Source organism: Streptomyces sp. NBC_01244 (assembly GCF_035987325.1).
Classification (GTDB): Bacteria; Actinomycetota; Actinomycetes; order Streptomycetales; family Streptomycetaceae; genus Streptomyces.
Genome location: NZ_CP108488.1, coordinates 1228391 through 1252893 on the forward strand (window position 1 = coordinate 1228391; position 24503 = coordinate 1252893).

Sequence of the window (24503 nt, forward strand, 5' to 3'; positions counted from 1 at the left end):
GAATTCCAGTGGAACGGGTCGCGACCACGGCCTGGACCTCCAGGCGGCGCAGGAAGAAGGCGGTGATCCCGCCGATGACGATGAGGGCGCATCCGATGATGCCGGTGCCGGTCGGCCAGGTCCAGGGGCGTCGTCGAGGCGGCGGTTGGCGAAGCCGTTGGTGCCGTAGCCGAAGCGCAACCCGGTCATGTCGGGGACACCTTTCGTGACAGCCGCCGTGCCAGCGGGAACGCGGCCAGCAGCGGAAGAGCGGCGCATACGCTGCCCGCACGTGCGGTGAGGGCCGCCTGGAGCGGGATCAGGGCGTGGATGCCGCAAGCGACCGCCCGCCGGAGACGGGGGCAGATCCGGGCGGGCCGTCGCGGCCAGCTGAGCCGGACCTCCTGCCGCCGCCCCCCGGCCGCCGCGGCCAGTGCCAGGCCGACGCCGGTCGGTACGGCGGCGGCAGAGGGCAACGCGTGCAGAACTCGGCGTCACTCGATCGCCACGGCGTCCCCGTCCATGCCTACCACTCCGACCGCGTCAGTCGAGCGCGCTGCTCGCACCGAGCAGATCCCGGATCTCCGCGGCGAGGCCGTGGAACCCATCGCTTGCCAGGGTGACTCCGTAAGCGCGCTCGCGCGGCAGGTCGACCGGGAGCGTGCGCACGATCCGGCCCGGCCGGGGGCTCATGACTTCGATGCGGGTGCCGAGGTAGATGGCCTCGGCGATCGAGTGCGTGACGAGCACGACGGTGACACCGGTCTCGCGCCATATCCGGTTCAGTTCGATGTTCATGGTCTCGCGGGTGAGCGCGTCCAGCGCACCGAACGGCTCGTCCATCAGCAGGACCGGCGGCTCGTGCAGCAACGCGCGGCACAACGCGGCACGCTGCTGCATGCCGCCCGACAGCTCGTGCGGGAGCGCGTCCTCGAACCCCTGGAGTCCGGTCATCTCGATCAGGAAGTCCGCGCGCCGCTCGGCCAGGGCACGGTCCATCCCGCGGATCTCGGCCTGGAGGAGGATGTTCTTGCGCACGCCGCGCCACTCCAGCAGGGCTGACCGCTGAAACGCGAACCCGACGTCACGCTGCGGGCCGTCCACCTGCGTACCCAGCAGTTCGACCGAGCCGCTCGTCGGGCGGACCAGCCCGGCGATGATCTTGAGCAACGTCGACTTGCCGCAGCCGGAAGGCCCCACGATGCTGATGAACTCGCCGGGTTCGATGCTCAGCGACACGTCGGCCAGCGCCGTCGTCTGTGCCCGCTTGGTAGAGAACTGGCACGTCAGGTCGCGCACCGCGATCGCGGGAAGCTTCGTGGATGTGTGCATCAGTGCGCCGCCTTGGCGAACGAGGCGTCCCAGTAGTCAGCGGCCGGCCCCGCCTTCTTCAAGCCCGCGGTGTCCTTCAGCAGCTTGATCATGTCCGTCCACTGCTGCTCGGTGTTGACCCCGGCCGCACCCGCCTTTTCGAGCTGCAGCAGCGGCACGGCCTTGTCCAGCTGCTTGCGCATCACGTCCTCCGGTGGCGCCATGTCGGCCTTACCCCCCATGGCCTTGACCGCCGCGTCCGGGTCCTTGACGGCCTCCGTCCAGGACTTCTGGACCGCCCGCACCATCTTCTGGACCAGGTCCTTGTCCGACGCGATGGTCTTCTCGTTGACCACGAGGCCGGTACCCAGCAGGTTCAGGCCGGTGTCGGCGTAGAGCATCACGTCGACCTGCTTGCCGCTCTTGGCCTCGATCGTCGGTGCCTGGTCGTGGAAGAAGCCCATGATGGCGTCGACCTTGCCCTCGTTCAGGGCCGCTATCTTTCCCGCCGCGTCGACGTTGACCAGCTGGACGTCCGCGGGCTTGAGCCCGTTGATCTCCAGCCAGGCCGGGAACGTCGCCCACATCGCGTCACCGGCGGTGCCTGCGATCTTCTTCCCCTTCAGGTCCTGGGGGGTCTTGATGTTCCGGTCGGCGAAGAACTCCAGCGACGCCGGACCCTTCTGCAGGAACACGCCGGCGGACTTCACCGGCATGCCACTGTCGATCGCGTGCAGCAGCGGAGAGGTGTCCGCCCAGCCGAAGTCGGTGTGACCCTGGCCGACCGCCTTGATGGTGTTGCCGGACCCGGTGCCGGTGTTGATCGTGAGCTCGATGCCCTCGTCGGCGAAGTAGCCCTTCTCCAGCCCGTAGTAGAGCGGAGCGTGCTCGCCGTAGGGGGACCAGTTGAGCGTGAGGGTGACCTTGCGCTTGCCGTCCGCGGTGCTCTGCGGCTTGCTCGCGCCGCCGCACGCGGTCAGCGTGGTGGCGGCGACGAGCCCGGCAGCCAGGGCGGCGAGCGAACGGCGCGAAAGGAGGTGGTGCTGCGTCATGGGCGTGGCCTTCGGTGCAGGGGGATCAGACGGTCGTGAGTGCCATGCCGTCACGGCGGCTGGCGTGCCAGGGGATGAGGAGGGACTCGGCGAGCTCGATCACGACGAAGAGCACGATGCCGATGGCTGACATCAGGAGCAGGTCGGCAAACAGCAGTGGCGCGTCCAGATTGCCGCTGGAGGCGAGCAGGACGTATCCCAGGCCCTCCTGTGCGCCGACGAACTCGCCTACGACCGCGCCGACCACGGCCAATGTCACCGCGACCTTCAGGCCCGCCATCACGTGCGGCAGTGCTCCGGGCAGACGGAACTTGGCAAAGGTCTGCCAGGTGCTGGCGCCCATCGTCGCGGACAGTTCCAGCAGCTCGGGGTTGATCGACCGCAGGCCCGCCACGCTCGACACGACGACCGGGAAGAACGCGATCAACACGGCGAGCACGATCTTCGGAGTCATGCCGAACCCGAACCACACCACAAGAATCGGCGCGATCGCGATCTTGGGGATCACCTGGGCGAAAAGGATGACCGGGTAGATGGCCCGCTCCAGCGTCTTCGAGTACACGATCAGCACCGCGGTCCCCACCCCGATGCCGGCGGCCAGAACGAAGCCGATCAGCGTCTCGTACGTGGTCACCCACGTGTGGCCCATCAGCTCGGACCGCTGATCCACGAGGACGTCCAGCACGTCACCCGGCGCGGGGACCAGGTACGACGCCACCATCTCCTGCCAGGCCACGAACCACCAGACGAACTGGAGCACGCCCAGGAGCAGCGCCGGCCGCCAGGAGGCTTCGGCGACACGGGCGAGCCGGGCCGCCGCGTCGGGCCGGGCCGGGGGCCGCCTGCCCACCGGCCCGGCACCCGGGCTCCCGGGAGCGGACCCGGCGCGTTGCGACGGATGTGCGGACTCTGGAGTGTGGGCCGCGCCCCCAGCGGGGTACTCGGTTTGCTGCGGTGAGGAGGGCCTCATCTTTCGTTCAACCTCTTCGTCGTCACTGCGGAGCAAGATGGCCGCGCGTCAGGACCGCGGTGGGGCACCTTGCACGTACACGTCAAGCAGGCCGCACATTCCGGGCCTGCGCCGGTCGGTCGGTTCCGCCAGCGCGTGGACCACGGCCGCCGGAAGGTGTTCGCCACTGCCCTGTTCCAGGGCCTTCAGGTAGCCCGCTGTCGCGTCCGAGGCGCTCTGGGCACCGTCGCGCCACCGCTGCCGCCACTCGGGGATGCGGGGACGGACCAGGTCCACTGCACTGGCGTAGAACTGGTCCAGCGCTGCGGGCCCGTCGATCGCGTAGGCGCCCCGCAGAGCCGTGAATCCCTCGATCGCGAGATCGCGGCGGCGCATCGCCGACGCGAGGGCAGTCTCGCCCGTACCCGTCAGCTTGGCCGCGGCCGCGTAGGCCGGCCGGTCGGCCAAGTACGACTGCGGAAAGGTGAGAACGGCGTCGCCGGCCTCCGGGAGCCCGCTGTTGGACATGATGACGAGGATCGTCAAGTCCTCTTCGTTGACCAGGCGGTGGATGGTGCCCGGGTCGAACCACACGACCACACCCGGCTCCAGCCGAGTGTTGGTGCTGCCTCGGGAGTTCAGTGTCTGGACCATTCCGCGGCCCGAAACGACGTAGTACCCCTCGGAGCAGGCAAGGTGCATGTGGGGCGATCCACCGACCAGACCGTCGGCCGCCGGCTTTCCGCCGTACACCCGGAGCAAGGAGATCCCCACCCCACCCGGAAGCTGATCATTCATCTCAGTTCCCCCTACGGAAAGGGCTTTCCCTAGCAAGCAGGAGGCTAGGGGCGGCCTTTGGCCCGCGTCAATGGATCAGCCGAGATCAAGCATCGGGCCCCAACTTCCTTGCTTCCAGCACCTGTTACGCGTGTCGACTGCGGGCACGCCTACGCCCCGGTGCACCCCACCCTCCTCCAACGGTGGGGTGCCTCGGAGCCGTCTGATCACCAGGTCACCTGGTCACAGTTCGACGAACGGAAAACTCCTTGAGAAAGCGCTCACCTGCCCGATGTGGGAGCGGAGCCCCACCGGAATGGGCCTCAGACGGGGAGACCCCACCTCTGGTTGGAACCGCCCCAGCAGGTCCACAACAGGACCTTGGTGCCGTCCGCGGAACCTGCGCCGGCGACGTCCAGGCATTTGCCGGACTGGGGGTTGCGCAGCTCGCCGGCCGGGGTGGGCGTCCACTGCTGGGCGGCCGATGCGTTGCAGTCCCACAGGTCGACCTTGGTGCCGTCGGCGGTACCTCCGCCGGAGACGTCCAGGCACTTGCCGAGGGCGCGCAGTTCACCGGCCGGAGTTCGGGTCCACTGCTGGGCGTACCCTCCGCTGCACGTGAAGAGCTGGACCTGGGTGCCGTTCGTGGTGGCGGCGCCTGAGACGTCCAGGCACTTGCCCGCAAGGCCGAGCACCGGGCCGGGGGCCGGGGTGTTGAAGGCGAAGTCGTCGACGTCGAGGAGGCTTGATCCTGTACCGGTGAAGGTCAGATAGACGTCTGCGCGGCCAGAGGGCACGCCCGCCAAGGTCGTCGAGACGTCCTTGAAGGTCGCCCAGCCCCCGGTGTTCGGGACGGCGACGGAGCCGAGGACCGGGCCGGTCGGGGAGCCGGTACGGATCTGGATCGTGCCACCCGCCCCGCCGGACACGACACGCGCCTTGAAGGTGGTCGATCCGCCGACCGGGAGGTTCGCGTACGAGACCCAGTCGCCTGGGTCGAGGTAGCCGAGCGTCTGGCCGTTGTCGGCCCCCGCCTTGGTGACGGTCCGGCCACCCTGGGTCGTCTGGAACGACTCGGCCTGGACTGTCCCCGTCCCGCCGCCCGAGGGCGTGCAGTCGGCATTGACGGCCCCGGCCGTGTAGCGGATCCCGCCCAGAAGCATCTTCCGGTACGCCGGGTCGGAATAGGACTCCTTGGTGTGGCCCATGCCGGTGTACCAGGAGCGTCCACCCTGGTGGTTCTTGCACCACGTGATCGGGTGGTCGCCCATGGCGCCGCTGCCGGGGCTGTAGCTGGTCTCGTCGAGGGACGCCAGGACATGCGCGCTGGTCCGCGGGTTCGACCGGTAGGCGTACCACTCGTCGAACCGGCTCCACGACGCGGGCAGGTGCGCGGTGCTGGGGTGGACCGGATCCTCGACCCTGACGGCAGCTTGCTGCTGGGCGGGGTGGCTCTTGAAGTACGCACCGACGAGCTCCCCGTAGAACGGCCAGGAGTACTCGGTGTCGGCGGCGGCGTGGAGCCCCACGTAACCGCCGCCACCGCGGATGTACCCCTCGAACGCCGTCTGCTCCGCGTCGTTCAGGACGTCGCCGGTGGTGAGGGCGAACACGACCGTTCTGTAGGCGGAGAGACCGGCCCGGGTGAAGACGGTGTCGTCCTCCGTGACGTCGACGGTGAATCCGTTGGCGGCCCCCAGATCTTTGATCGTCTGGACGGCCGTCGGGATGGCATCGTGCCGGAAGGTGTCCGTCTTCGAAAAGACGAGCACCTTGTACGACGGGTCGGCCGGAGCCACCGACGCATCCGCCGCCGGGGCGAGGGCGAGCGCGGCCAGTAGGGCCGCGGCGAGGAACGGCAACGCTTTTCTGATCACGTGGAGTCCTTCCACTGCTGGTTCTGGGTACGGGTGCCTTGACACGTCCGCAGCCACGCCTTCGTACCGGCCGGGATGCTGCCGAGGTTGACGATGCGTCACTGCCCGGGTCGGGGCGATGAAGATGCCGCCGACCCGGACCCGATGACGTCTCAGTGCCTGCCGCGCGCTCCGCGTCGTCGCAGGAAGAAGACGGTGCCGCCGCCGACGGCGATGAGGGCGCCTCCGATGATGCCGACGCTCACGGCATTTTCTGCGGCGGGACCGGCTCCGGTGGTGGCGAGCCCCCCGCCCTGGCCCGCCGGGCCGGGGGCGACGGAGACGCCGACGGTACCGATGGCAGCAGGGTCTTCGGTGGTGGTGTGGGGTGCCGGGGTCGCCGTGTTGGCGGGCCGGGAAGGCTTCCCGGAGGGACGGGCGGTGGGAAGCGCCTTGCCCGGACCGGTCTTGCCATCGGCGCCAAGCCGGATCCGGACGTCGGCCCCGGTGGCGCTGACCCGCTCGACGCTGATCGACAGCTGCGCCGCGCTGTCGGTGAGCGGGGCGCTGCCGGCTGCGAACGAGCCGAGGGCGGCCTTGTCGTCCTGCTTGGCATTGCTGACCATGACCGCGTGGTCGTAGTGACCTCCCGGGACGCGGTAGAGGTTCACGCCCTGGGCGATGTCGATGTCACGGGTGGCGGCATCGGGGGTGCGGTATTCGATGACGAGCCGGTCGCCCTGCGCGTTGAGCGGGAGGTCGACCGCACGGACGCCGGAAGTGCCCGCCGTGTGTAGTGGAGTGAGATGCACCGTGGTGGAGCCGGCGGGTTTGACGGTCTGCGGGGTCGTGAGCCACTGGCGGGCCAGCAACTCGGGTGCGCTCAGGCCCTTCTTCGCACCGCCGGCACCCATGGGGGTGCGGCTGCTGAATCCGTCGCGAGTGCAGTCGGCAAGGGTGCCTGCTGGGCACAACTCGCGTTCCTGGTGGGCGAATCCGAGGTTGTGTCCCAGCTCGTGGAAGAGGGCGGCCTTGTCGGCGACGGCTCCTTCGTGGAACCAGGTGACGGGCCCGGGCATGGAGCCGAGCCCCCACCAGTTGCCGCAGAAGCCGGTGCGGAAGACGACCGAGATACGGTCGTACGGCACGTCGGAGATGGCCTTGCGGGCGAGTTCGGCTATCTTGCCGGTTTCACACGCGGCGGAGTCGTCCAGGTCGATCGTGAACGGTCCGAACACGCCGTCCCCCTTGGCGGGGACGATGCTCATCCGATGGCCGGAGTTCTCCGCGTAGTACGAGGCGAGGGAGTCGCGGGCGCCAAAGAAGTTCTGCACGGCCAGGCCATGCGTCTTCTCCGCGTCGGCGAGAGGGCGGTTCCGGAAGTTGACGAGCACCACGGCGTGGCGGTCGACGAGCTCCGGGGCGGCCGCGACCGGTGACGCGAAGAACGCCTGGCCGGCTGCCACGGCGCACGTGGTGCCCGCCGCGATCAGCAGGGGCAGCTTGAAGCCCGGGCGCCGCGCGGGACCGGCTGGCCGGTCAGGTAAGCGGGTTGCGACTCGGGTGGGAAACAGGCGAAATGCCATCAGAGGGAAGACCTTTGACTGGTGGGGTGTGGTGACGCACGCGACTCGAGTGGCGCAGGGGGTACGGCGCCCTGGTCCATGGCCGCGTCAGGGAGACGGATATCCGCCGCTGTGCCCGGAGGGCCAGCCCGACGTTCCGTCCTCTGGAGGTAGCAACGCGAGCCCGGAGTGGAGAACAATTCCTCGGATGAACTGCTGTCGCGACAGGGCTAGCGTACCCATATCCGCAAGGATGTTGGGTATTCCTGGTCCAACTTCGCTCCAACTGAGCATCACCGCGCATCTACACCGCGCCAACTGATCACTATTTCCCCGGATAGTCCGATCTCTCAGGCATCCGACCGGGTGCTGCGCGCCGGACAAGTCCATGCAGCGGCCCGACTGCGGCTTGCGCACCGGACCCGACCCGGCCGCGGGCACCGTGGTGGCGTTCAGCGACCGCCTGGAACAGCAGGTGGATGTCGAACAGGCCGGACTGCCTACGGCGCACGACCGCGACTGCCCTGCTCCTGCGAGGCCGCACGCCGCATCTGGTGGGGCACGAGGCCCGGCCCCTGCGGCAGCCGCGGAACCACGTCCCCCCACGACGGGGCCCTCTGGGAACCGCCTTCTTCCGGATCGTTGCCCATTGAACCGTCCGCCGAGTCGTGACACGACCCCTCCCCCGGCCTCGCCCCCACCCCGTCCGGTCCGGGGGGCGGCGCGCCGCGACACGGTGCGCCGTGTGACACAGAGCCGGGCAGCGACGCACCGCCCTCGGCGAGTAGGCGGACGATGACGGCCACCGAAGGCCGGTCGCCCCACGCCAGCTCGCGAAGGCTCGCTCCGGCCTCGCACCAAGCCTTCAGCCGCCAGGCGACCGTTGCCGACCACCCGGCGCCTGTCCCTGGCTCTCACAGCACGGACAATCCCCTAATCCCCTGCCGTCACCCGACCGGAGATCCGCGCGGCTCCGCGACCTGGGCGGCCGCTCCGAACCGGCTTCCTGGTTGTCCCTCACGAGGTCACCGGCCTTCAGTAGGGCATCGGCATACCGGGCGGTGTCCGCAGATCCTGCGGAGGCCGCGGAGCCGGACGCTGGATCCGACGCTGCGGCCTCCCAGCTTCCCCCGTCAACAAACCTCATGGGCGTTGGTCAGCGCCAGCACCAGCACCAGCACCAAGCGGAACGTCGGCGCCGCGATGACGCCCTGCGAGCACCAAGAGTGACCTTGCGGGCACGTCCGGCGAGCACCAAGACGGGTGTCTGATCCGGGGCGGCGATGTCGGACCAAGCTGATCTTGGCTCGGGTTGCACGCAGGGCCACAACGGGCCCTGTGGACTGCTCGTGGCGGCACTACGTGCACCGCGGCCCGCATACAGGTATCGAACAGGTAATACCACGGCTGTGCCCCGCATCCGGACCGGCAAATGTGGATACACCACCCGGCATGTCCGATCAGGGGAGTCCAGATGCCTACCGCAGCCGTTCAGCCCCAGACCCGGCCCATCGGGGCAGACGCCGACGAGCCCCTCCGATCTGAGCCTCACCACGGGCACCCTTGCGGGCATCAGCACCGTGCGGCGGTGCGTCGCGGAGACACTCGAGTCCCTCGACTGCACCGAACAGCTGATCCATACGGCCGAACTGCTGGCCACCGAGCTGCTCAGCAACGCCCTCCAGCACGCCGACACCAACGGCGCACCCAGCACTGTCCGCCTGGACGCGTACTGGAACGGCCGCGACCTGACCATCGCCGTCACCGACCGGGACCCGCGGTCGCCGGTCGCAAGGACCGCCGACGCCGACGAAGAACACGGACGCGGCCTCGCCCTCGTACAGGCGCTCGCCACCTGCTGGGGCACCCGTCCGTGCCCCGACGGCAAGACCGTCTGGTGCCACCTCGCCTGAACCGGCCTCCTTCTCTCCCCCGGGCCCATTCTTGCTCCCGCTTCGCCAGGGCAACGCGCCTTGCGACCTCAGGAGACAGCCATGCCCCTTCCCATTGCTCCCGCGCCCACCCTTCTGCGGCCCGCCATGTACCTCAGGTACTCACCGTGTGATGTGCACGCGGCCCACCGCCACCACAAGGCGCTGCAGAGCTACGCCCTCAGGCTGGGCCTGCCGGCCCCCGTCATCTACATGGAGACAGGTCTGCCAACAGGTGACATGCCACCGCTGGAGCGTCTTGTCCGTGCGGTGCACGAGGGTTCCCACCGCATCGTCCTCGTTCCCGGCGAGTGGGTCTTCTCTGACGACGATGCCCAGGTGCGAAGGATTGTGACGCTGCTCAGACAGGTCGGCGTCCGCCGCATCCTGGCTTTGCCCGCACCCCACCGCTGGCCCCGGTACGCCACACCTGCCATGCCGTCATCTGAAATGACTGAGCAGGAACACGGTCGGCCCTGAAGGTCAACAACAGGCCTTGTGCCAGGTGGCGCGTCGTTCCAGTCGATCTCACCCGCCTCGCCACCAAAGCCTCACCTCGAGCAGATAGGATCATGCCGCGCAGTCGACTTGCGGTTACGGCCGGTACGACGCACAGCCACTCGGTGGGAGTGTTCTTCGGTTCTTCCTCGGGCATCCGCGGCCGCGACGCCCGGATCCGACCGGACCGGATCCGACCCAAGTCGTCGACGCGGTACCGCTATCCATCATGCGCTCGTGCCCCAGGGACTCCAACGTGACCAGCACTCCTTCATCCGGAAGCCGTTCACGCGTCCTTAAGGAGATGACCGACGTCGCGGTGATGACCGCCCTTCGGCAGTCGGGCTCGACGGCACTGCGCGTGGCCGATCTGATGGCAGCAACCAACCTGTCCCACCCCTCGGTCACCCGTGCGTTGGCCGAGCTGGACCGGAGCGGCTTCCTGACGCGCAAGACGCAGCCGAAGGTCGGTCGACAGGCCGGTCGGCCCGCCGGACGGGTGCGCTTCCGCGCGAGTGCCGGCCATGTCGCCGGCATCGACGTGGGATCGCACAAGATCCTTGTGGTGCTCGCCGATCTGGCAGGCAAGGTCGTGGGCGTCCGCCGTGCCATGGTGCCGCCGTCGCACACCGGCTCCCGCCTGGCCGGACTGGTACACGAGACGCTGTCCCTGGCCCTTCGTGACGCGAGCCTCACTACGGATGCGCTCTGGGCCGCGTGCGCCGGCTCACCAGGGATCATTGACGGCAGGAGCGGGTGCATCCGGCTGGCACCCGGCGTGCCCGGCCGTGCTGGAACCGCGCTCGGCGCCGCCCTACGGGCGTCTCTCCCCTGCCCGATCCTTCTGGAAAACGACATCACGCTCGCCGTCCTCGCCGAAACCCGTGGTCCCGAGCCCGAGCCGGTGGAAAACCTGCTGCTGGTGCAGTGGGGCGAACGGATCGGATCCGGCATCATCATCAACGGCAAGCCGTATCGAGGAGCCTCCGGAGCCGCCGGCGAACTGGGCTTCATCGACGTGACCGGCGACCGTGCCGGAGAGCCGGTCTCGTCCCGGGGCCTGGGCCCTTTCGAGCAGGCCGCAGGAGCTGAAGCCATTCGTCGTCTCGCTGACACTTCCTACCGGCAGGCCGGCGCTTCGTCCCCGTGCCGGCCAGGCGACGACGACCGCGACCTCACACCGCTCTTCGACGCCGCGACCGCCGGTGACCCGATCGCCATGGATGTGGTTGACCAGGTCGCGGCCACCTTCGCCCACGGACTCGCGACCTTGCTCGTGCTACTCGATCCGGGGCTCGTGCTGCTCGGCGGCGGCATTTCCGGCGCGGGGGAGGTACTCCTCTCCTCCATCCGGCGCCACCTGGCCGGTCGTACGCTCACCCCGGTCCGGCTGCGGGCCTCCACACAAGGAGAGCAGGGCGTGGCTATGGGAGCCATGCACCTCGCCCTCGACTCCGCCGAGAAGCGGCTGGTGGCCGAGCTGACCAGGCCGCACCGCCACCAGTAGGCGGACCGATGCGGCCACTCGCCAGTAGGCTCAGCAAACCGCGCATCCCGCTCACTCCCCGCGGCGGCGAGCACCCGTCCGTTCCCGTTCGAGGTCGGACCCCGCTCGATGCTGTCTGCCGACCGCCCGATCTGCCCTCAGGGATGCTCGAGCCGGCAGCGGCGGCGAAGGAGCGTACGCCTCTTCCGCGGTGAAGTCCCAGCGGTGCCGGTGGGGCGCGGGGACCAAGCATCCGCCGTCGGCCAGGTCGTCACCGTCACCGGGGCCGGCGACCCACGGGGGGCGACGGTGCCGGGCAGCGGGGCGCCCTGGTCAACCGCGATGCCGTACTGGCCGCGAGCGCCAGCGCGGTGCACGTCGCCGCGGGCAACGGTGTAGCGAGGCAGGGCCCGCCAGCTGCTGTGCTGGTCCTCATCTAGCCCCAGCTCCCGCTGGCCGGCGCGTGGGCCTCGGGCCCGGTCACCGGAATCCGCGCCAGCGGCGGATACACCGTCGACGTCAACTGGACTCGGGAACAATTGCCCCGGCCCCTGCGACTCTACGAAACAGACGATGGTCCGCCAAGATCATCTGCAAGAAGAGCAGGTGGGAGCCCTGTCGGCCGCGTCGGGCTTGTGGTGACGCCCGGAGCAGAGCCCGGACCCGGCGGCCACGACGGTCCGCGCGGCCAGCCGGTCGTCCGCGCCTCCGGACACGCCGGTTCCGGACACGGCGGTTCCGGCCTCGCACCTACCGGCCGGACTCGGCCTTCTTGGCGTCGTCAGCTATTTGGCGCAGGGCCTTGGCGGGACTACCGCCGGGCGTCATCGCGCTGCCGATGTTCCGCTTGGTGCTGGCGCTCACCAACGTCCATGAGGTTTTGTTGACGGGGGGAAGCTGGGAGGCCGGCAGCTCGTCCAGGAACTTCCAGAGGTCCCGGTATCTCTCGGCCGCCCTCATCTGGCTGGTCACCGACATGGTGACGGGCAGCAGGTTGTTGCGCGTCGCGAACTCCCGCACGTTCTCGTCGCTGAAGACGAAGTTGAGGAACGTGCCGAGCTCCTCACGGTGCCCGTTCCGCTTGAACGCCATGATCCAGTCGACCACTCCCGGCGCCGGTGGGGTCTTGGCGTCACGCCCGGGCACAGCTACCGTGCCGACTTTGATCCCTGCCTTCTGCGCATCCTGCAGCAGGGATGGAAACCCGTTGACCATGCCTACCTCGCCGCGCAGGAAGGCCGCGTACGCTTCCTTGCGGTTGAGCTGCTCAGGTGAGACGGGACCGGTGAGCCCCTCCTTGACCAGGTTCGCCTTCAGCCAGTCCAGACTGTCGACGTTCTCCTCGGAGCTGATCGCGTAGGACCCGCTGGGGCTGGTGTATCCGCCACCGCCTCCAAGCATCCAGGCCATCGTCTCCATCTGGGCCTCCTCGGGTCCCAGCGGCACCGCCATCGGGTACCGGACGCCGGTACGGCTCTTCAGCCGGTGTGCCACCGACTTCAGCTCGTCCCAGGTCCTCGGAGGCTGGGCGACACCCGCCTTCGCGAACAGCTCCTCGTTGTAGAAGAGGAGTCTGGTCGAGGCAGCGAACGGCATGCCGTATTGCTCGGTCCCCTGTTCTCCGGCAGTGGAGAACGGTCGCAGGAAGTTCGCCTGTACGCGGACGGAGAGCAGACTCTCAGCGGCGTAAAGTTCACCGCGTTTGGCGTAGTCGGCATACGCTCCGATCTGCGCCAGGTCAGGTGCTTCGCCCTCCTCGACCATGTCGGCGACCTTGCGGTCCACGGAGTCCCAGGACACGACCTCCACCTCGACCTTGATGCCGGGATGGGCGGCCTCGAACGCGGTGATCAGTGCGTCCCAGTACTGCTCGGTACTGTCGGACTGGCCTCCCACCTCGTAGTCGGCGGCCACCAGCCGCAAGGTGACCGGACCCTCGTGGCTGTCGGCGCAGCCCGCCGACGAGACGGAGAGAACGAGAGCGGTAGCGGCCGCTGTTAGGGCATGGCGGTGCCTCGGCACGGGGTTACCCCTTCTTCTGTGCGGGATGGCTGATGTCAGAGCAGCCCGGCTCGCCCGCCGAAGGATGGCGAGCGAGCGGGGCCGCGGGCAGTTCGTGGGGCTACTTGACGGATCCAGCGGTCAGTCCGGAGACGGCCTTGCGCTCGATGAGCGCGACATGATGACGACGGGGACGATGGCAATGACCGAGCCGGCGAATAGGTAGTTCCACTGGACTGTGCAGTCCCTGATGAAGCTGTTGACGCCGACGGTCAGGGGCTGGCCAATGGCGCTCATAGCGCAGGCGTAGAGCTGGACCTTCGTCGCGGCCGCCGTGCCGAGGACCTTGAGGTCGAGGACTTACAGGAGGCCAGGCCCACGGGCGTCCCGTTGGCCGCCAGTCCAGCAACCTCGCCGCGACACATGCCGACCGTGGGGCAGAAGAAGAATCTCTGCCGCCCCACGGTCAGCTGTACACCGAATCCGCTCCTGCGCCGCACCTCCATCGCCCGGACTCATTGGGCTGGGGTGGAACCGGAGGGCGTCTGTCCTTAGGACCAGCAGGCTTTGTCGCCTGCACTGTTTCCGTTCAGCCAGAGGCTGAGGTAGCTGAGGCCGGAGATGACGCCGATGCGCTGTTCCTTGCCGAAGTAGCTGTTCTCGCTGTTGTTGGCGTAGGTGTGGCCGTCGGCGTGCCGGGCCTGCAGGGCGATCTGGGCGTCGTTGTGGAGCTTTTCCCAGGTCGATGCCTTGGTGGCGACGAGGCCGTCTTGGCCGTGGATCGAGACGAGGGCGTCGAAGCCTCCGAAGTAGCCGGCGAAGGTGGTGCCCCAGTCGTTGCCCTGTGGGTAGAAGATGTTGGCGGAGTTGGGCTGGTAGACGGTGTTGGTGCCGCCGTTGGAGGTCGGGTAGCGCTTGTCGACGAGCGCGTCGTAGACGAAGTTGGTGTTGCGCAGGGCTGCGACCGGAGCGCACTTCTTCGCCAGCCCCGCCGTGGCGGCCTCGTTCAGTCCCTGGTCCAGGATCATGTAGAGCGGGTGCAGGAGGCCGTGGTTGATGACGGTGCCGTCGTCGCCGATGTTGCTGCCCTTGAGCCAGGTGGACAGCTGGATGCCGTTGATGGTGGCCGGGTTGGTCAGGTCGGCCGGGCGGGCTGTGGCGGCTACGAGCAGTTCCTTGTGCCGGGTGCTCCAGGCGGTGGCCTGAGGGTGGTCGGGCATCATGGCGGTGGCGAGACCAAGCAGAGCGGCGCTCCATTGGTTTTCCTCGACCTTGCTGTCGCCGGCATCGGCCGAGGTCCCGTCTTTGCGGGTCATGTACAGCTCTTGTCCGCTTGTGCCGATCAGGAAGGTCGCGTTGCCCGTGGTGAACCGGTTGGCTTCGGCGACCAGCATGTTCACGACCTTGTCGCGGTCGGTAGCCGACAGCTTGTCCCACATCAGCCAGGCGGCCATGCCGTCGTAGTAGGCCCACAGCGAGGTCTGCCAGCCGGAGCCCCAGGCGGTGACGCTGTCAGTGTTGTTGGCCTTGTGGCGGGCGGCGACGGTACGGATCAGGTTGACATCGCGGGTGGTGGCGTTGGCCGCACTCAGATTGACCGGGTTGTACACGCCCAGCTTCAGCGCGATGGCGGCCGAGAGCGCGGTCATCGCGGGCAGACGGACGGCCTCTTCGGCCTTGCCGCCCAGGTTCAAGTAGCCGTCGGCCGCGTAGGCCGTGTACTTGGACGCGTAGGCCGGGCCGATCAGGTAACGGGACTCGTTGGCCAGGATGGTCTTCGTCCGCTGGCCCATCGCATCGGTGCCCGCATAGGTACCGAACGTAGTCCAGTCGATCGGCTGGACCTGCTCCCCGGGAGTGGCGCCCTGGGCGGTGGAGATCTGCAGCGTTGCTGCCACCACCGCGCCGGCCGCCACCGTGGCGAGACACCGAACAGACCTCTTCAGCTTCATAAATGCTCCTCTATATGCCCAAGTCCGACATTACGTCGGCAGGAGATCTACTGAGCGGCAGCGAAGTTCCGCACCACGGTTGGCATCCCAACCTCGCCGGGCCGACCCGCTGGGTTATCGACACCCGCAGCCGAACCTCAGGCCTGCGGTGAATTAGTATCGAACTATTCGATACTCGTGGGCATACTGTTGGGGTGCTCTAGGCCACCTGTCAAGAGGGAGATGAGGATCGATGACGATCGCGCCCACGGCTACCGGGCCCCATGTGCTGCGCCGCATCAATACCACCGCCGTGCTCGATGCCCTGCGGTCCACCGACGGCATGACCGCGCGGGTGTCGGCCCTGGTCGCCACCACAGGGCTGTCCCGGCCCGCGGTGTCCCGGGCCCTGACCGCGCTGGCCGACATCGGGGTGCTGGAGTTCCTGGTCACCGAGGACAGCGGCGTCGGCCGCCCCGCGCAGCGCGCCCGATTCCGCGCCGAGCACGGGCACGTGGCGGGCATCGATATCGGCCCCCACAAGCTGCTGGTGACCCTCGCGGACCTGTCGGGTACCGTGTGCGCCGAGCGGCGCGTTGCACTCGCACCCGGGGTGGTCGGCCGCGAGGCGGCCGAGCTGTTGCGGACCACCCTGGCCGATGTCGCGGCGGACGCCGGCGTGGAGCCGACCTCGCTGTGGGCGGTCACCGTGGGTACTCCCGGCGTGGTCGACGTCGAACGGGGCGAGGTGGTGCTCGCGCCGAGCATCCCCGGCTGGGCGGGCCTACCGGTGCTGGCCGAACTGCGCGACTGGCTGGGCTGCCCTGTGCTGCTCGACAACGACGTCAACCTGGCCGTGACAGCGGAACGCTGGCGCGGTCCGGCCGAGGACAACCTGCTCTACGTCCATTGGGGCGAACGCATCGGGTCGGGCATCATCATCGACGGCAAACCACACCGCGGCGCGTCCTCGGCGGCCGGTGAACTCGGATTCGTCGACCTCACCACGCCTTTGGACGACGAGCCGGAGCCGGTCGTCGACGGACTCGGCCCCTTCGAGCGGCTGGTCGGTGCACGGGCGATCCTCGAACTGGCAACGGAACGCTGCACCGGGCCACTGCGCGAAGCCCTGCGCTCGGGCGGTGACGTGGCCATCCTGTTCGAGGCCGCGGCGAACGGCGACGAGCAGGCCCTCACCGTGGTACGAACCGTGGCCCGCCGGTTCGCACGCGGTCTGGCAACCCAACTGCTGGCTCTCGACCCCGAGTGCGTGGTCGTGGGCGGCGGCGTGTCCGGAGCGGGCGACGTGCTCTTCGGCGCGGTCCGCACGGAACTCGCGCGGATGCTGCTGACACCGATCGAGCTGCGTACCTCCGCACTGCGGGAAAGGGGTGTCGTTCTCGGCGCGATCCGCATGTCTCTGGACACGGCGGAGCAGCGACTGACTGGCATGCTCTGACACGCGCCAGTCCGCCGTCGGCCCATGCGCGGCCGCGGCCGCGCATGGGCGATGCCCGCCGAGTTCACTTCTGTGTGATGACCACCATCGCGTCGTGCGGGGGGACGCTTACGGTCGCCTTGGGCCGACGTGGCCGTGTTCAAGCAGCATGAGCTACAGGGAGCGCTGACGGGTGCACGGACGACGGCGGGCAGGAGGGGGCGATCCACCGCCCGCCGCCCGCGCGCTTCGCTGGCTCCCCACTCGTGGCGGGTGGGGAGCCAGCGGCTCCACTCGCGACGGTGGTGCGTCAGGAGGTGAAGGACCACCGCTCGTCCGTGCCGCTGCCACACGTCGCCAGAGTCAGCCGCGTGGCGTTCACCGTGGCCGATCCCACCGGCGCCAAGCACTTGCCGCCGCTGCGGATCGATCCCTCGGCCCCGAGGGACCACTTCGGTCCGGTACTCGTGTTGCACGTCTGCACGGTGACTTCTGTGGTGGCACCGCCATCGGGGCAGACGTCGTTAAGACCCGTCAGCCACCCGTCCGATTGGAACGTCCACGTCTGGTTGCCGCCGCCGTGGCAGCTGTACAGCGTGGGCTAGTGCCGGGTGTGGTGCTCCTGCCCGGCAGGTCGACGCAGCTGTGCGAAGCAGCGTTGACCAGTTCCATGTTGCTCGGCAGCGGTGCCACCGTACCCGTGGCGGAGAGCTCGCCGAGGTCTGCGGGGAGGCCGGGATCGCGTTGGCGGTCGGGAGGGTGGTCCCGGTCGCCTTGACCGTGAACGCGCCGGACTTGATCCACAGGATGCCAGCGCGGTCGGTCGCATCGAAGTACCAGCCGGTGGTCGCGGCGTTGTAGGCGGTCTTGGAGCTCTGCTGTGCCAGCGTCGTGCTCCCGACCGTGACACCGGTGGGTACCTTCGCGGTGTGGACGCTGAACTCATAGCCGCGCGAGGCGGACTTTCCGGTGTAGGAACCGGTGGCGGCCCCCACGGAGACGGTGACGTCGCCGGACCCGGAGACCGGGGCGGAAACGCCGCCGCGGGTACCCGTCGCGACCTGACCGGTGGTGGTGTCGGTCGGCGGGTGGATTCTCTTGAAGATCCCGCTGCACAGAGTGTGCAAACCGAAGGACGCCGGCTTGGCGGTGAACCGGACGCGCCGCCGGCGGTCCACGACGCATCGACCGTCTGGAACGGCAGGTGAGTGTCGAACAGGCCGGACTGCCGTACGGCGCATGGGCCGCGACTGCCCTGCCCCTACGAGGCCGTCCGCCGCACCTGACGGGGCACGAGGCCCGGACCCTGCGGCAGCCGCAGAAGCACCTCCCCACGACGGGGCCCCTGCGGGGGCCGCCCTCTTCCGGATCGTTGCCCATCGCACCGCCCGCCGAGTCACGACCCGGCCCCTCCCGCGGCCTCGGCCCCACCCCGTCCGGGCCGGCGGCGGCGCACCGCGACACGGTGCGCCGGTGCGCGAACAGGACAGCGGTGCACCGTCCTCGGCGAAGAGGCGGACGATGACGGCCACCGAACGCCGGTAGCCCCACGCCAGCTCGCAAAGGCCCGCTCCGGCCTCGCACCTCCGGAGCTGCGGCGACTGGTGTACGCGGGTGCGGGTGCGCAGCGAGCCGCCGCACCCATGGGCGAGGGGCCGTACCCGCCGGCGGGCGGGTACGGCCCCTCGCTCAACACCCTTCAGCTGCGATCTGTCCACGGAGGACGAGTCGGATCAACCTCCGCTGCGGGGCGGATGCAGCGGAGGGATCACAACCCGACGCGTGTCCTAGTAATGGCCCGCCGCGGCGGGGCTCCCGGTCAGCTGGAGCGTGCTGTCCATCTGCTGCCAGGTGCCGGTCGGTCCGTTTCCGATGCGGTACCACTGCCACAGGGTGTTGTCCGTGGCGCGGGCGTAGACGTTGATCCGGGAACCTACCTGGGCCGCCGTCGGCGCACCGACGCTCGCGCGGCCGAGGTCGTACCAGGAGGAGGACCAGCCGCCGGCGGCGGTCCAGCTGAACTGGCCGACGTTGCCGGTGGAGGCCAGCTTGGCGAACACCTCGATCTGACCGGGGCCGCCGCTGACCGCGGTCGGCGACGAAGCCAGCGCTCCACCGCGCTTGCTCCAGCCCGTCCACTCGCCGCTCACGTAGCTCTTCTGCCACAGCGCGTCGTCGTTGCCGCGGGCGAAGAGGTCGATGCGGTTGAGCGATGCCACCGCGGTCGGGGCGCCGACGATGGTGCCGCTCCCGGTGGGAGTACTGGGGCCGGTGTGGGCGACCGAGCTGGTCGTCCACTTGACGTCGTACCAGTACGCCGGCTTGTCGTCCGCGCCGGGCGTCTGCTGGAAGGTCCGCTGGTAGATCCGACCGTCCGTGCCGCGGACGAACACGTCGATGCGGTCCCGTCCCAGGCTCGCCGCGGTCGGGCTCGACGTCAGCACCATCCCGGGGAAGGTGACCCAGTTGCCCCAGGCGCCGTTCTTGTAGGTGTTGGCCCACAGCGTGTCGTTCGCGCCCCGGACGAACACGTCCGTGCCGCCAGCAGTGGAGACCACGGCGGGCTCGCCCTTGATCGATCCGGGGCCGGTCGACCCCGCGGTACCCAGCGACAGGGTCTGCCACGCGGACCACGAGGAGCCGTTCCAGCTCTTCTGACTCACGCCCGTCGCGGTCGGGACGAAGACCGTTTCCGGCCGCTGGTCGGTCGCGCCGGTCAGCTTGAGCAGCACGGACTGGTGAGGGGCGAGGGTGAACGACTTCGAGTCCGTCGGGCCGAGGGTTCCGAGGCCCTGACCGGTGTAGAGGTTCTGCACCGTCGACGTGCCGTTCAGGCCGAGGTCCTTGGTAGTGAACGAGTGGGTCTTCGAGCTGCTGCTGGTGTTCAGGAGCAGGACGGCCCGGGTGCCCCCGGCCGCCAGTCGCTTGGACCAGACCTGGACGGAGCCGTCGTCCAGGACCTTCTCCCCCTGGCGGTTGGCGCTGTCCTGGGCAACCCCGATCACGGACTCGTTGCCGATGATCGCCGCACTCGCTGCGGTGACGTTGATGAGGTCGGTCGCCAGCACGAGCGGCGCACCTTGGATGGACCACATCCCGAAGTAGGACTGCTGCTCATCCGGGGTCAGACCCCACAGCGTGGTCGATGTTCCGTGGGTCTGCTGTTTTCCGGTGGTCGGGTCATTGCCGAAGCCGGGCCCGATCATCAGGTAGTCCGGGTCGTTGTACTGACCGGCGGCGTGATTGCTGGGGTGGTCGTTCAACTTGAAGTTCTCGTGGACCTGGCCCCAGTTGACCCAGGTCGAGCCGCCGTTGGACGTCGTCCCGTAACCGACGTTGCCCGAGAGGTCGCGACCGGTCCGCCAGGTGCGACCTGCGCCGCCGCCCCACATCCACGGGCCGTCCGGGGAGGCTGCGCCCCACTGGCAGATGTCCAGCGCCATCGGGTGGCTGACGCCGGCGGAGGTCTTGGCATTGGCCATGAGGCTGCCCCACGCCTTGTAGTTCGCCATGACCGTGGGGTAGCTGGACGGCATGCCGCCGCAGTGGTCCAACTTCAGGAAGTCGAAACCCCAGTCCGCGAACGTGGTCACGTCCTGGGCCTCGTGACCGGCACTGCCGTCCATGCCTCCGCAGCCCGTGGCGCCGGTGTCGGTGTACATGCCGGCCAGCAGGCCGAGGTCGTGGATGTAGTTGGTGAGGTCCTTCATGGTGTTCAACGCACGCGCGGGAACGGTGGTGCCGTTGGACAGGGTGACCGCCTTGGTCTGTGCGCCTGTCAGGAAGGTGGCATTGGGGACGAAGACGCCGTTGGCGTCGCGTCCCTTGCCGCCTCCGGACGTCCATCCGTCGTCGATGCCGACGTTGCGGTAGCCGAGGTCGGCCAGGCTCTTGTGCTTGCCTGAGCCGTTGAGTGGGAGGTTCGCGTTCGGCGTCGCCATCCCGGCCGCCTGGTCGGCGATGATCTTGGCGGAGATCGCCTTGCCGTAGAAGAACCAGGAGTTCCAGCCCATGTGTGGCTTCGTCGCACCGTACACACCGGGCGGCACCAACGCCTCGGCAGAAGTCGGTTCGCTGACGGCCGTCACCACCAGCGATCCTCCGAGGGCCACTGCGGCGCTCACGGCCACGCCGGTGAGGCGCCTTCCGAGCGAGCGGGCTGTTCTTGACCGGCGAACCGCCGGTACCGAGTCGGTCACTACGACCTCCTTGTTCATATCGGGTGTATGCGGGGTTTCCAAGCAGCCCGAGTCACAGAAGGACAGACGGGCACGTGTAGACGGCGGGCAGGCGGGGTCGGTCCACCGCGTGCCCGCCGCCCGTGTGTGTCGCCGTATCCCCCGCCCGTCACGGGCTGGGGATACGGCGGGTCCCTCCGTGACGGTGGCGCGTCAGGGGGTGAAGGACCATCTCTGATCCGTGCCGCTGCCACAGGTCGCCAGGGTCAGCCGCGTGCCGTTCGCCGTGGCCGATCCCACCGGCGCCAGGCACTTGGTCCCGCTGCGGATCGATTGCTCGGCCCCGAGGGACCACTTCTGTCCCGTACTCGTGTTGCACGTCTGCACGGTGACTTCCGTGGCGGCACCGCCATCGAGGCAGACGCCGTTCAGACCGGTCAGTCGGCCGTCGGACTGGAACGTCCACGTCTGGTTGCCGCCGCCGTGGCAGCTGTACAGCGTGGGCTTCGTACCGGCTGTGGTGTTGCTGCCCGGCAGGTCGACGCAGCTGTGGGACGCGGCGTTGACCAGTTGCGTGTTGCTCGGCAGCGGTGCCGCCGTACCAGTGGCGGAAAGTTCACCGAGGCTGGTCCAGGGGCCGCGGCCGCCCGCTTCGCTGAGCGCCTTGAGCTTCAGGTAGCGGCCTGTCTTCGGAGTCAGGTGCAGGGAGCTGCTTCCGGCGATGTCCGCGAGGGTGCCGGTCGCGACCGGGGAACCCCAGTCGGCCGTGCTGTCGGACACGTACACCTCGTACTTGCCGATCCGGCCGTTCACTCCCCCGTCCTGACGGGGCTGGTGGACGAGGCCGTCCACGGTGTACCGCTTGCCGAGGTCGATCCGGAGCTCGTGGGGCAGCGCCGCGGGGGTGCCGGAGGACCAGGCGGTGTGCCACAGCGTGGCGGGGTTGCCGTCGATCGCGTTGCCGGGGGGCTGGGAGGCTTCCTGGCTGTCGGCCGTGGCGGTCCAGTTCGTCTTCGAGATCTGCGGGGAGACCGGGATGGCGCCGGCGGTCGGGAGGGTGGTCCCGGTCGCCTTCACCGTGAACGCGCCGGACTTGCTGCCGGACTTGATCCACAGGACACCGCCGCGGTCGTTCGCGTCGAAGTACCAGCCGGTGGTCGCAGTGTTGTAGGCGGTCTTGGAGCTCTGCTGGGCCAGCGTCGTGTTGCCGACGGTGACACCGGTGGGTGCCTTCGCGGTGTGGACACTGAACTCGTAGCCGCGCGAGGCGGGCTTACCGGTGTAGGAACCGGTGGAGGCCCCCACGGAGACGGTGACGTCGCCGGACCCGGAGGCCGGGGCGGTGACGTCCACCTTCTGCTCGGCGAAGGCACCGCCCTCGTGCGCGCGGGTGATGCCGTCGTCCTCGTACAGGGTGAAGGAGGAGTTGCCGCGCGGGTGGATGTCGTAGGTGAGCGTCGAGACGCTCTTTTCGCCCGTGTAGTTCATCTGCGGCCACATCGGGACGATGGCGCCACCCTTGACGAACATGGGGAGCGTGTCGAGCGGGGCGCTGTAGCCGTTGATCCAGCCCGGCCCCGTGTAGCTCTTGCCCGTCCAGTAGTCGGTCCAGGTGCCGGCCGGGAGGTAGATGCCGTTGCGCACGTCGGTGTCGGAGACGACCGGGGCGACGAGGAAGGAGTCGCCCGCCATGAACTGGCCGCTGGTCTCGTTGCCGCGGGCCACGGGGTCGTTCGGGTACTCGAGCACCATGGCCCGGGTGCTGGGCACACCGGTCTCGTGCGCGACGCGGCTCATGCTGTACAGGTACGGCATGAGGCGCATCTTGAGCTGGAGGTACTTGCGGTTGATCGACAGGTACGGCTCTGCGAACCGCCAGGGCTGCTTGTCCTGGTAGCCGGCGGTCGGACCGGTCGTGCCCCAGCCGGACATGGTCATGAAGGCCGGGGTCAAGGCCTTCCACTGCAGGTCCCGGACGTACGTCTTGGGGCTGCCGCCGTAGATGCCGTCCACGTCGCCGGACGCGTAGTTGAGACCGGACAGGCCGGCGCCCGTGATGGCGGGCACGTGCCAGCGCATGTCGTCCCAGGTGCCGCTGGTGTCGCCGGTCCAGACGACCGCGTTGCGCTGGGTGCCGGCCCAGCCGTCGACCGTCCACACGAAACGGCGCGCGTCGGAGTTCTTCTCGATGCCGTCGACGGCCTGCTGGACTCCGTCGAACGCATACTTGTAGCCGCCGCCGACCCAGGCGACATCCGTCTTGACGCCCCGGCTTCCGGAGACCCCGACCTCGTCCTTGATGTTCGCAAGGCCGGTGGAGGTCCACAGACCGGTCTTGAAGCCCTTCTCGCCGAGCGCCTTCACGGTGTCGGTGAGGTCCGTGTAGCCGCAGCCGTAACCGTCGTTGGGCAGGAACCAGCCCGACGGCATGTTCGCGGCGCGGGCGTCCGAGGCGTATCCGACGATGTCCTTGGTCGTCTGGTGGTCGGCACGTGTGTGATCACCCCGGTAGTCCGGGTTGGACGCGTTCCAGCAGTCGGCGTTGCCGAGCTCGAAGCCCCAGTGGGGAGCCATGAACGGCTTGCCGGTGACATCGGTGTAGTCGTCGAGGACGCCCTTGAGCGAGGTGTCGACGAAGTACCAGGCGTCGAAGCGGTTCTCATTGTGGGTGAAGGCTCCGGGAGAGCCGAAGTTGTACGAGCCGGGCGCCCAGGTGTTGCGCATGACGCCGTAACCCTTGGTGGACATGTAGAACGGCGCCGGGCTGGCGTTGTCGTTCTCGTTCCAATGGTTGTCGATGGCGACCGGGACGGTCTTGCCGCGCAGCGCCCACTCGCCGAGTCGAAGACCCGTGCCGTAGAACTGCTCGTCCGCGCCCTGCGCGAGGTGCTGCGTGGTCTTCCCGCTGTCCCAACTGGTGGGCGCGGTCTCCTCCCACACCAGCGTGGTGTTGTCCGCCCGGTAGACGGAGAACCTCAGCGGCGACTTGTTGACCCGGATCGAAAGCTCCGGAGTGGTGATCCGGTAGTACGAGCCCACATCGCTGTAGCTCGTCGTCACGGGGCCGAAGTCGGTCTTGACCGCGAGAGCGCTCCCGGCGGGGTCGTTCGTGAACGAACCGTCAGGTGCGAGCCATATGCGGAAGATATCGCTGCGGGCAAAGGAGATACGCGCCTTGGCGCCCGAGGACGTCGTAGCGGTGAACGTGGAGCCCGACTGACTGAAATCCGTCACCGAACCGGCCGTCTCGACGGCTGCCGTGGCGACTCCCACGGTTCCCACGGTCGCGATCCCGGCGCCGGCCAGGACCAGGGCGATCGCGGCGGCTGTGAATCTCCTGCGGGGTGGGCGCATGCCCGGGTTCGACCCGTATCGCATCGAGGCTCCCTGAGACGGTCCGGGCACGCGGGGGCGTAAGTCCGGACTCCAAGTAGGTTGGGCCGCAATGTACGTGAGACGACAGTCATGTGAAAAGACATGCACGGTGACGGTTGATTACACACAGAAATGGACAGCTTGAATGCATGGAGAGTGCGTTAGCCTGAGCTCCT

15 protein-coding genes and 1 pseudogene are annotated in these 24503 nt (G+C 68.7%); 4 read left to right on the forward strand and 12 right to left on the reverse strand.

Going from position 1 to position 24503, the window contains the following annotated elements; all coding sequences use genetic code 11:
• Positions 1-522: 522 nt before the first annotated feature.
• The 6 genes from OG247_RS05260 to OG247_RS05285 form a co-directional block, all read right to left on the reverse strand.
• Positions 523-1311, reverse strand: a complete 789-nt coding sequence (locus OG247_RS05260; RefSeq protein ID WP_327251100.1) for an ABC transporter ATP-binding protein — start codon at positions 1309-1311, stop codon at positions 523-525.
• Positions 1311-2342 carry an ABC transporter substrate-binding protein gene (locus tag OG247_RS05265; protein WP_327251101.1) on the reverse strand — a complete coding sequence of 344 codons (1032 nt, stop codon included), beginning with the start codon at positions 2340-2342 and terminating at the stop codon, positions 1311-1313. Before OG247_RS05265 ends, OG247_RS05260 begins: the two co-directional genes overlap by 1 nt.
• Before the next feature lie 25 nt (positions 2343-2367).
• On the reverse strand, positions 2368-3192 hold the full coding sequence (locus tag OG247_RS05270; RefSeq protein WP_327251102.1) for an ABC transporter permease: 825 nt from the start codon (positions 3190-3192) through the stop codon (positions 2368-2370).
• Positions 3193-3360: 168 nt separating this feature from the next.
• Positions 3361-4089 (reverse strand): cupin domain-containing protein, encoded by a 729-nt coding sequence (locus OG247_RS05275; RefSeq protein WP_327251103.1) that lies wholly within the window; start codon positions 4087-4089, stop codon positions 3361-3363.
• A gap of 302 nt (positions 4090-4391) precedes the next feature.
• Positions 4392-5945: a lectin gene (locus OG247_RS05280; RefSeq protein WP_327251104.1), complete on the reverse strand. Its 1554-nt coding sequence runs from the start codon at positions 5943-5945 to the stop codon at positions 4392-4394.
• A 152-nt stretch (positions 5946-6097) separates the two neighbouring features.
• Positions 6098-7390 (reverse strand): hypothetical protein, encoded by a 1293-nt coding sequence (locus tag OG247_RS05285; protein ID WP_327251105.1) that lies wholly within the window; start codon positions 7388-7390, stop codon positions 6098-6100.
• Positions 7391-8772: 1382 nt separating this feature from the next.
• Between OG247_RS05285 and OG247_RS05290 the strand changes: the two genes are divergently transcribed.
• From OG247_RS05290 to OG247_RS05300, 3 genes are all read left to right on the forward strand, one after another.
• Positions 8773-9402 (forward strand): ATP-binding protein, encoded by a 630-nt coding sequence (locus OG247_RS05290; RefSeq protein WP_327251106.1) that lies wholly within the window; start codon positions 8773-8775, stop codon positions 9400-9402.
• Between the two features lie 81 nt (positions 9403-9483).
• Positions 9484-9900 (forward strand): hypothetical protein, encoded by a 417-nt coding sequence (locus OG247_RS05295; RefSeq protein WP_327251107.1) that lies wholly within the window; start codon positions 9484-9486, stop codon positions 9898-9900.
• A gap of 322 nt (positions 9901-10222) precedes the next feature.
• Positions 10223-11425, forward strand: a complete 1203-nt coding sequence (locus OG247_RS05300; RefSeq protein ID WP_327251108.1) for an ROK family transcriptional regulator — start codon at positions 10223-10225, stop codon at positions 11423-11425.
• Between the two features lie 729 nt (positions 11426-12154).
• On the opposite strand, the gene OG247_RS05305 is transcribed toward OG247_RS05300, so the two are convergent.
• From OG247_RS05305 to OG247_RS05315, 3 genes and pseudogenes are all read right to left on the reverse strand, one after another.
• Positions 12155-13318, reverse strand: coding sequence for an extracellular solute-binding protein (locus OG247_RS05305; RefSeq protein ID WP_442813224.1), 1164 nt, complete (start codon positions 13316-13318; stop codon positions 12155-12157).
• Positions 13319-13526: 208 nt separating this feature from the next.
• Positions 13527-13687, reverse strand: a pseudogene (locus tag OG247_RS05310) (carbohydrate ABC transporter permease); the annotation flags it as partial.
• A gap of 269 nt (positions 13688-13956) precedes the next feature.
• A complete protein-coding gene (locus OG247_RS05315) occupies positions 13957-15357 on the reverse strand; it encodes a hypothetical protein (protein WP_327251110.1) in 1401 nt (466 codons plus the stop codon).
• A 232-nt stretch (positions 15358-15589) separates the two neighbouring features.
• Here OG247_RS05315 and OG247_RS05320 point away from each other — a divergent pair, with 232 nt between their 5' ends.
• The gene (locus OG247_RS05320) at positions 15590-16795 is read left to right on the forward strand and encodes an ROK family transcriptional regulator (RefSeq protein WP_327251111.1); all 1206 of its coding nucleotides are present in this window, start codon (positions 15590-15592) and stop codon (positions 16793-16795) included.
• Between the two features lie 289 nt (positions 16796-17084).
• On the opposite strand, the gene OG247_RS44750 is transcribed toward OG247_RS05320, so the two are convergent.
• From OG247_RS44750 to OG247_RS05330, 3 genes are all read right to left on the reverse strand, one after another.
• Complete coding sequence (locus OG247_RS44750) at positions 17085-17369, reverse strand: ricin-type beta-trefoil lectin domain protein (RefSeq protein WP_442813582.1); 285 nt, start codon at positions 17367-17369, stop codon at positions 17085-17087.
• Positions 17370-18561: 1192 nt separating this feature from the next.
• Entirely contained in the window at positions 18562-20898 is a 2337-nt protein-coding gene (locus tag OG247_RS05325) for a hypothetical protein (RefSeq protein WP_327251112.1), read from the reverse strand.
• Between the two features lie 267 nt (positions 20899-21165).
• Positions 21166-24330, reverse strand: a complete 3165-nt coding sequence (locus tag OG247_RS05330) for a TIM-barrel domain-containing protein (RefSeq protein WP_327251113.1) — start codon at positions 24328-24330, stop codon at positions 21166-21168.
• Between the last annotated feature and the right edge of the window lie 173 nt (positions 24331-24503).

Bases quoted from the DNA above. Each gene is read 5' to 3' on its own strand.
- OG247_RS05295 (WP_327251107.1), top strand. From the start codon at position 9,484: ATGCCCCTTCCCATTGCTCCCGCGCCCACCCTTCTGCGGCCCGCCATG.
- OG247_RS05330 (WP_327251113.1), bottom strand. From the start codon at position 24,330: ATGCGATACGGGTCGAACCCGGGCATGCGCCCACCCCGCAGGAGATTC.
- OG247_RS05315 (WP_327251110.1), bottom strand. From the start codon at position 15,357: ATGAAGCTGAAGAGGTCTGTTCGGTGTCTCGCCACGGTGGCGGCCGGC.
- OG247_RS05260 (WP_327251100.1), bottom strand. From the start codon at position 1,311: ATGCACACATCCACGAAGCTTCCCGCGATCGCGGTGCGCGACCTGACG.
- OG247_RS05290 (WP_327251106.1), top strand. From the start codon at position 8,773: ATGTCGGACCAAGCTGATCTTGGCTCGGGTTGCACGCAGGGCCACAAC.
- OG247_RS05320 (WP_327251111.1), top strand. From the start codon at position 15,590: ATGACGATCGCGCCCACGGCTACCGGGCCCCATGTGCTGCGCCGCATC.
- OG247_RS05300 (WP_327251108.1), top strand. From the start codon at position 10,223: ATGACCGACGTCGCGGTGATGACCGCCCTTCGGCAGTCGGGCTCGACG.
- OG247_RS05265 (WP_327251101.1), bottom strand. From the start codon at position 2,342: ATGACGCAGCACCACCTCCTTTCGCGCCGTTCGCTCGCCGCCCTGGCT.
- OG247_RS05275 (WP_327251103.1), bottom strand. From the start codon at position 4,089: ATGAATGATCAGCTTCCGGGTGGGGTGGGGATCTCCTTGCTCCGGGTG.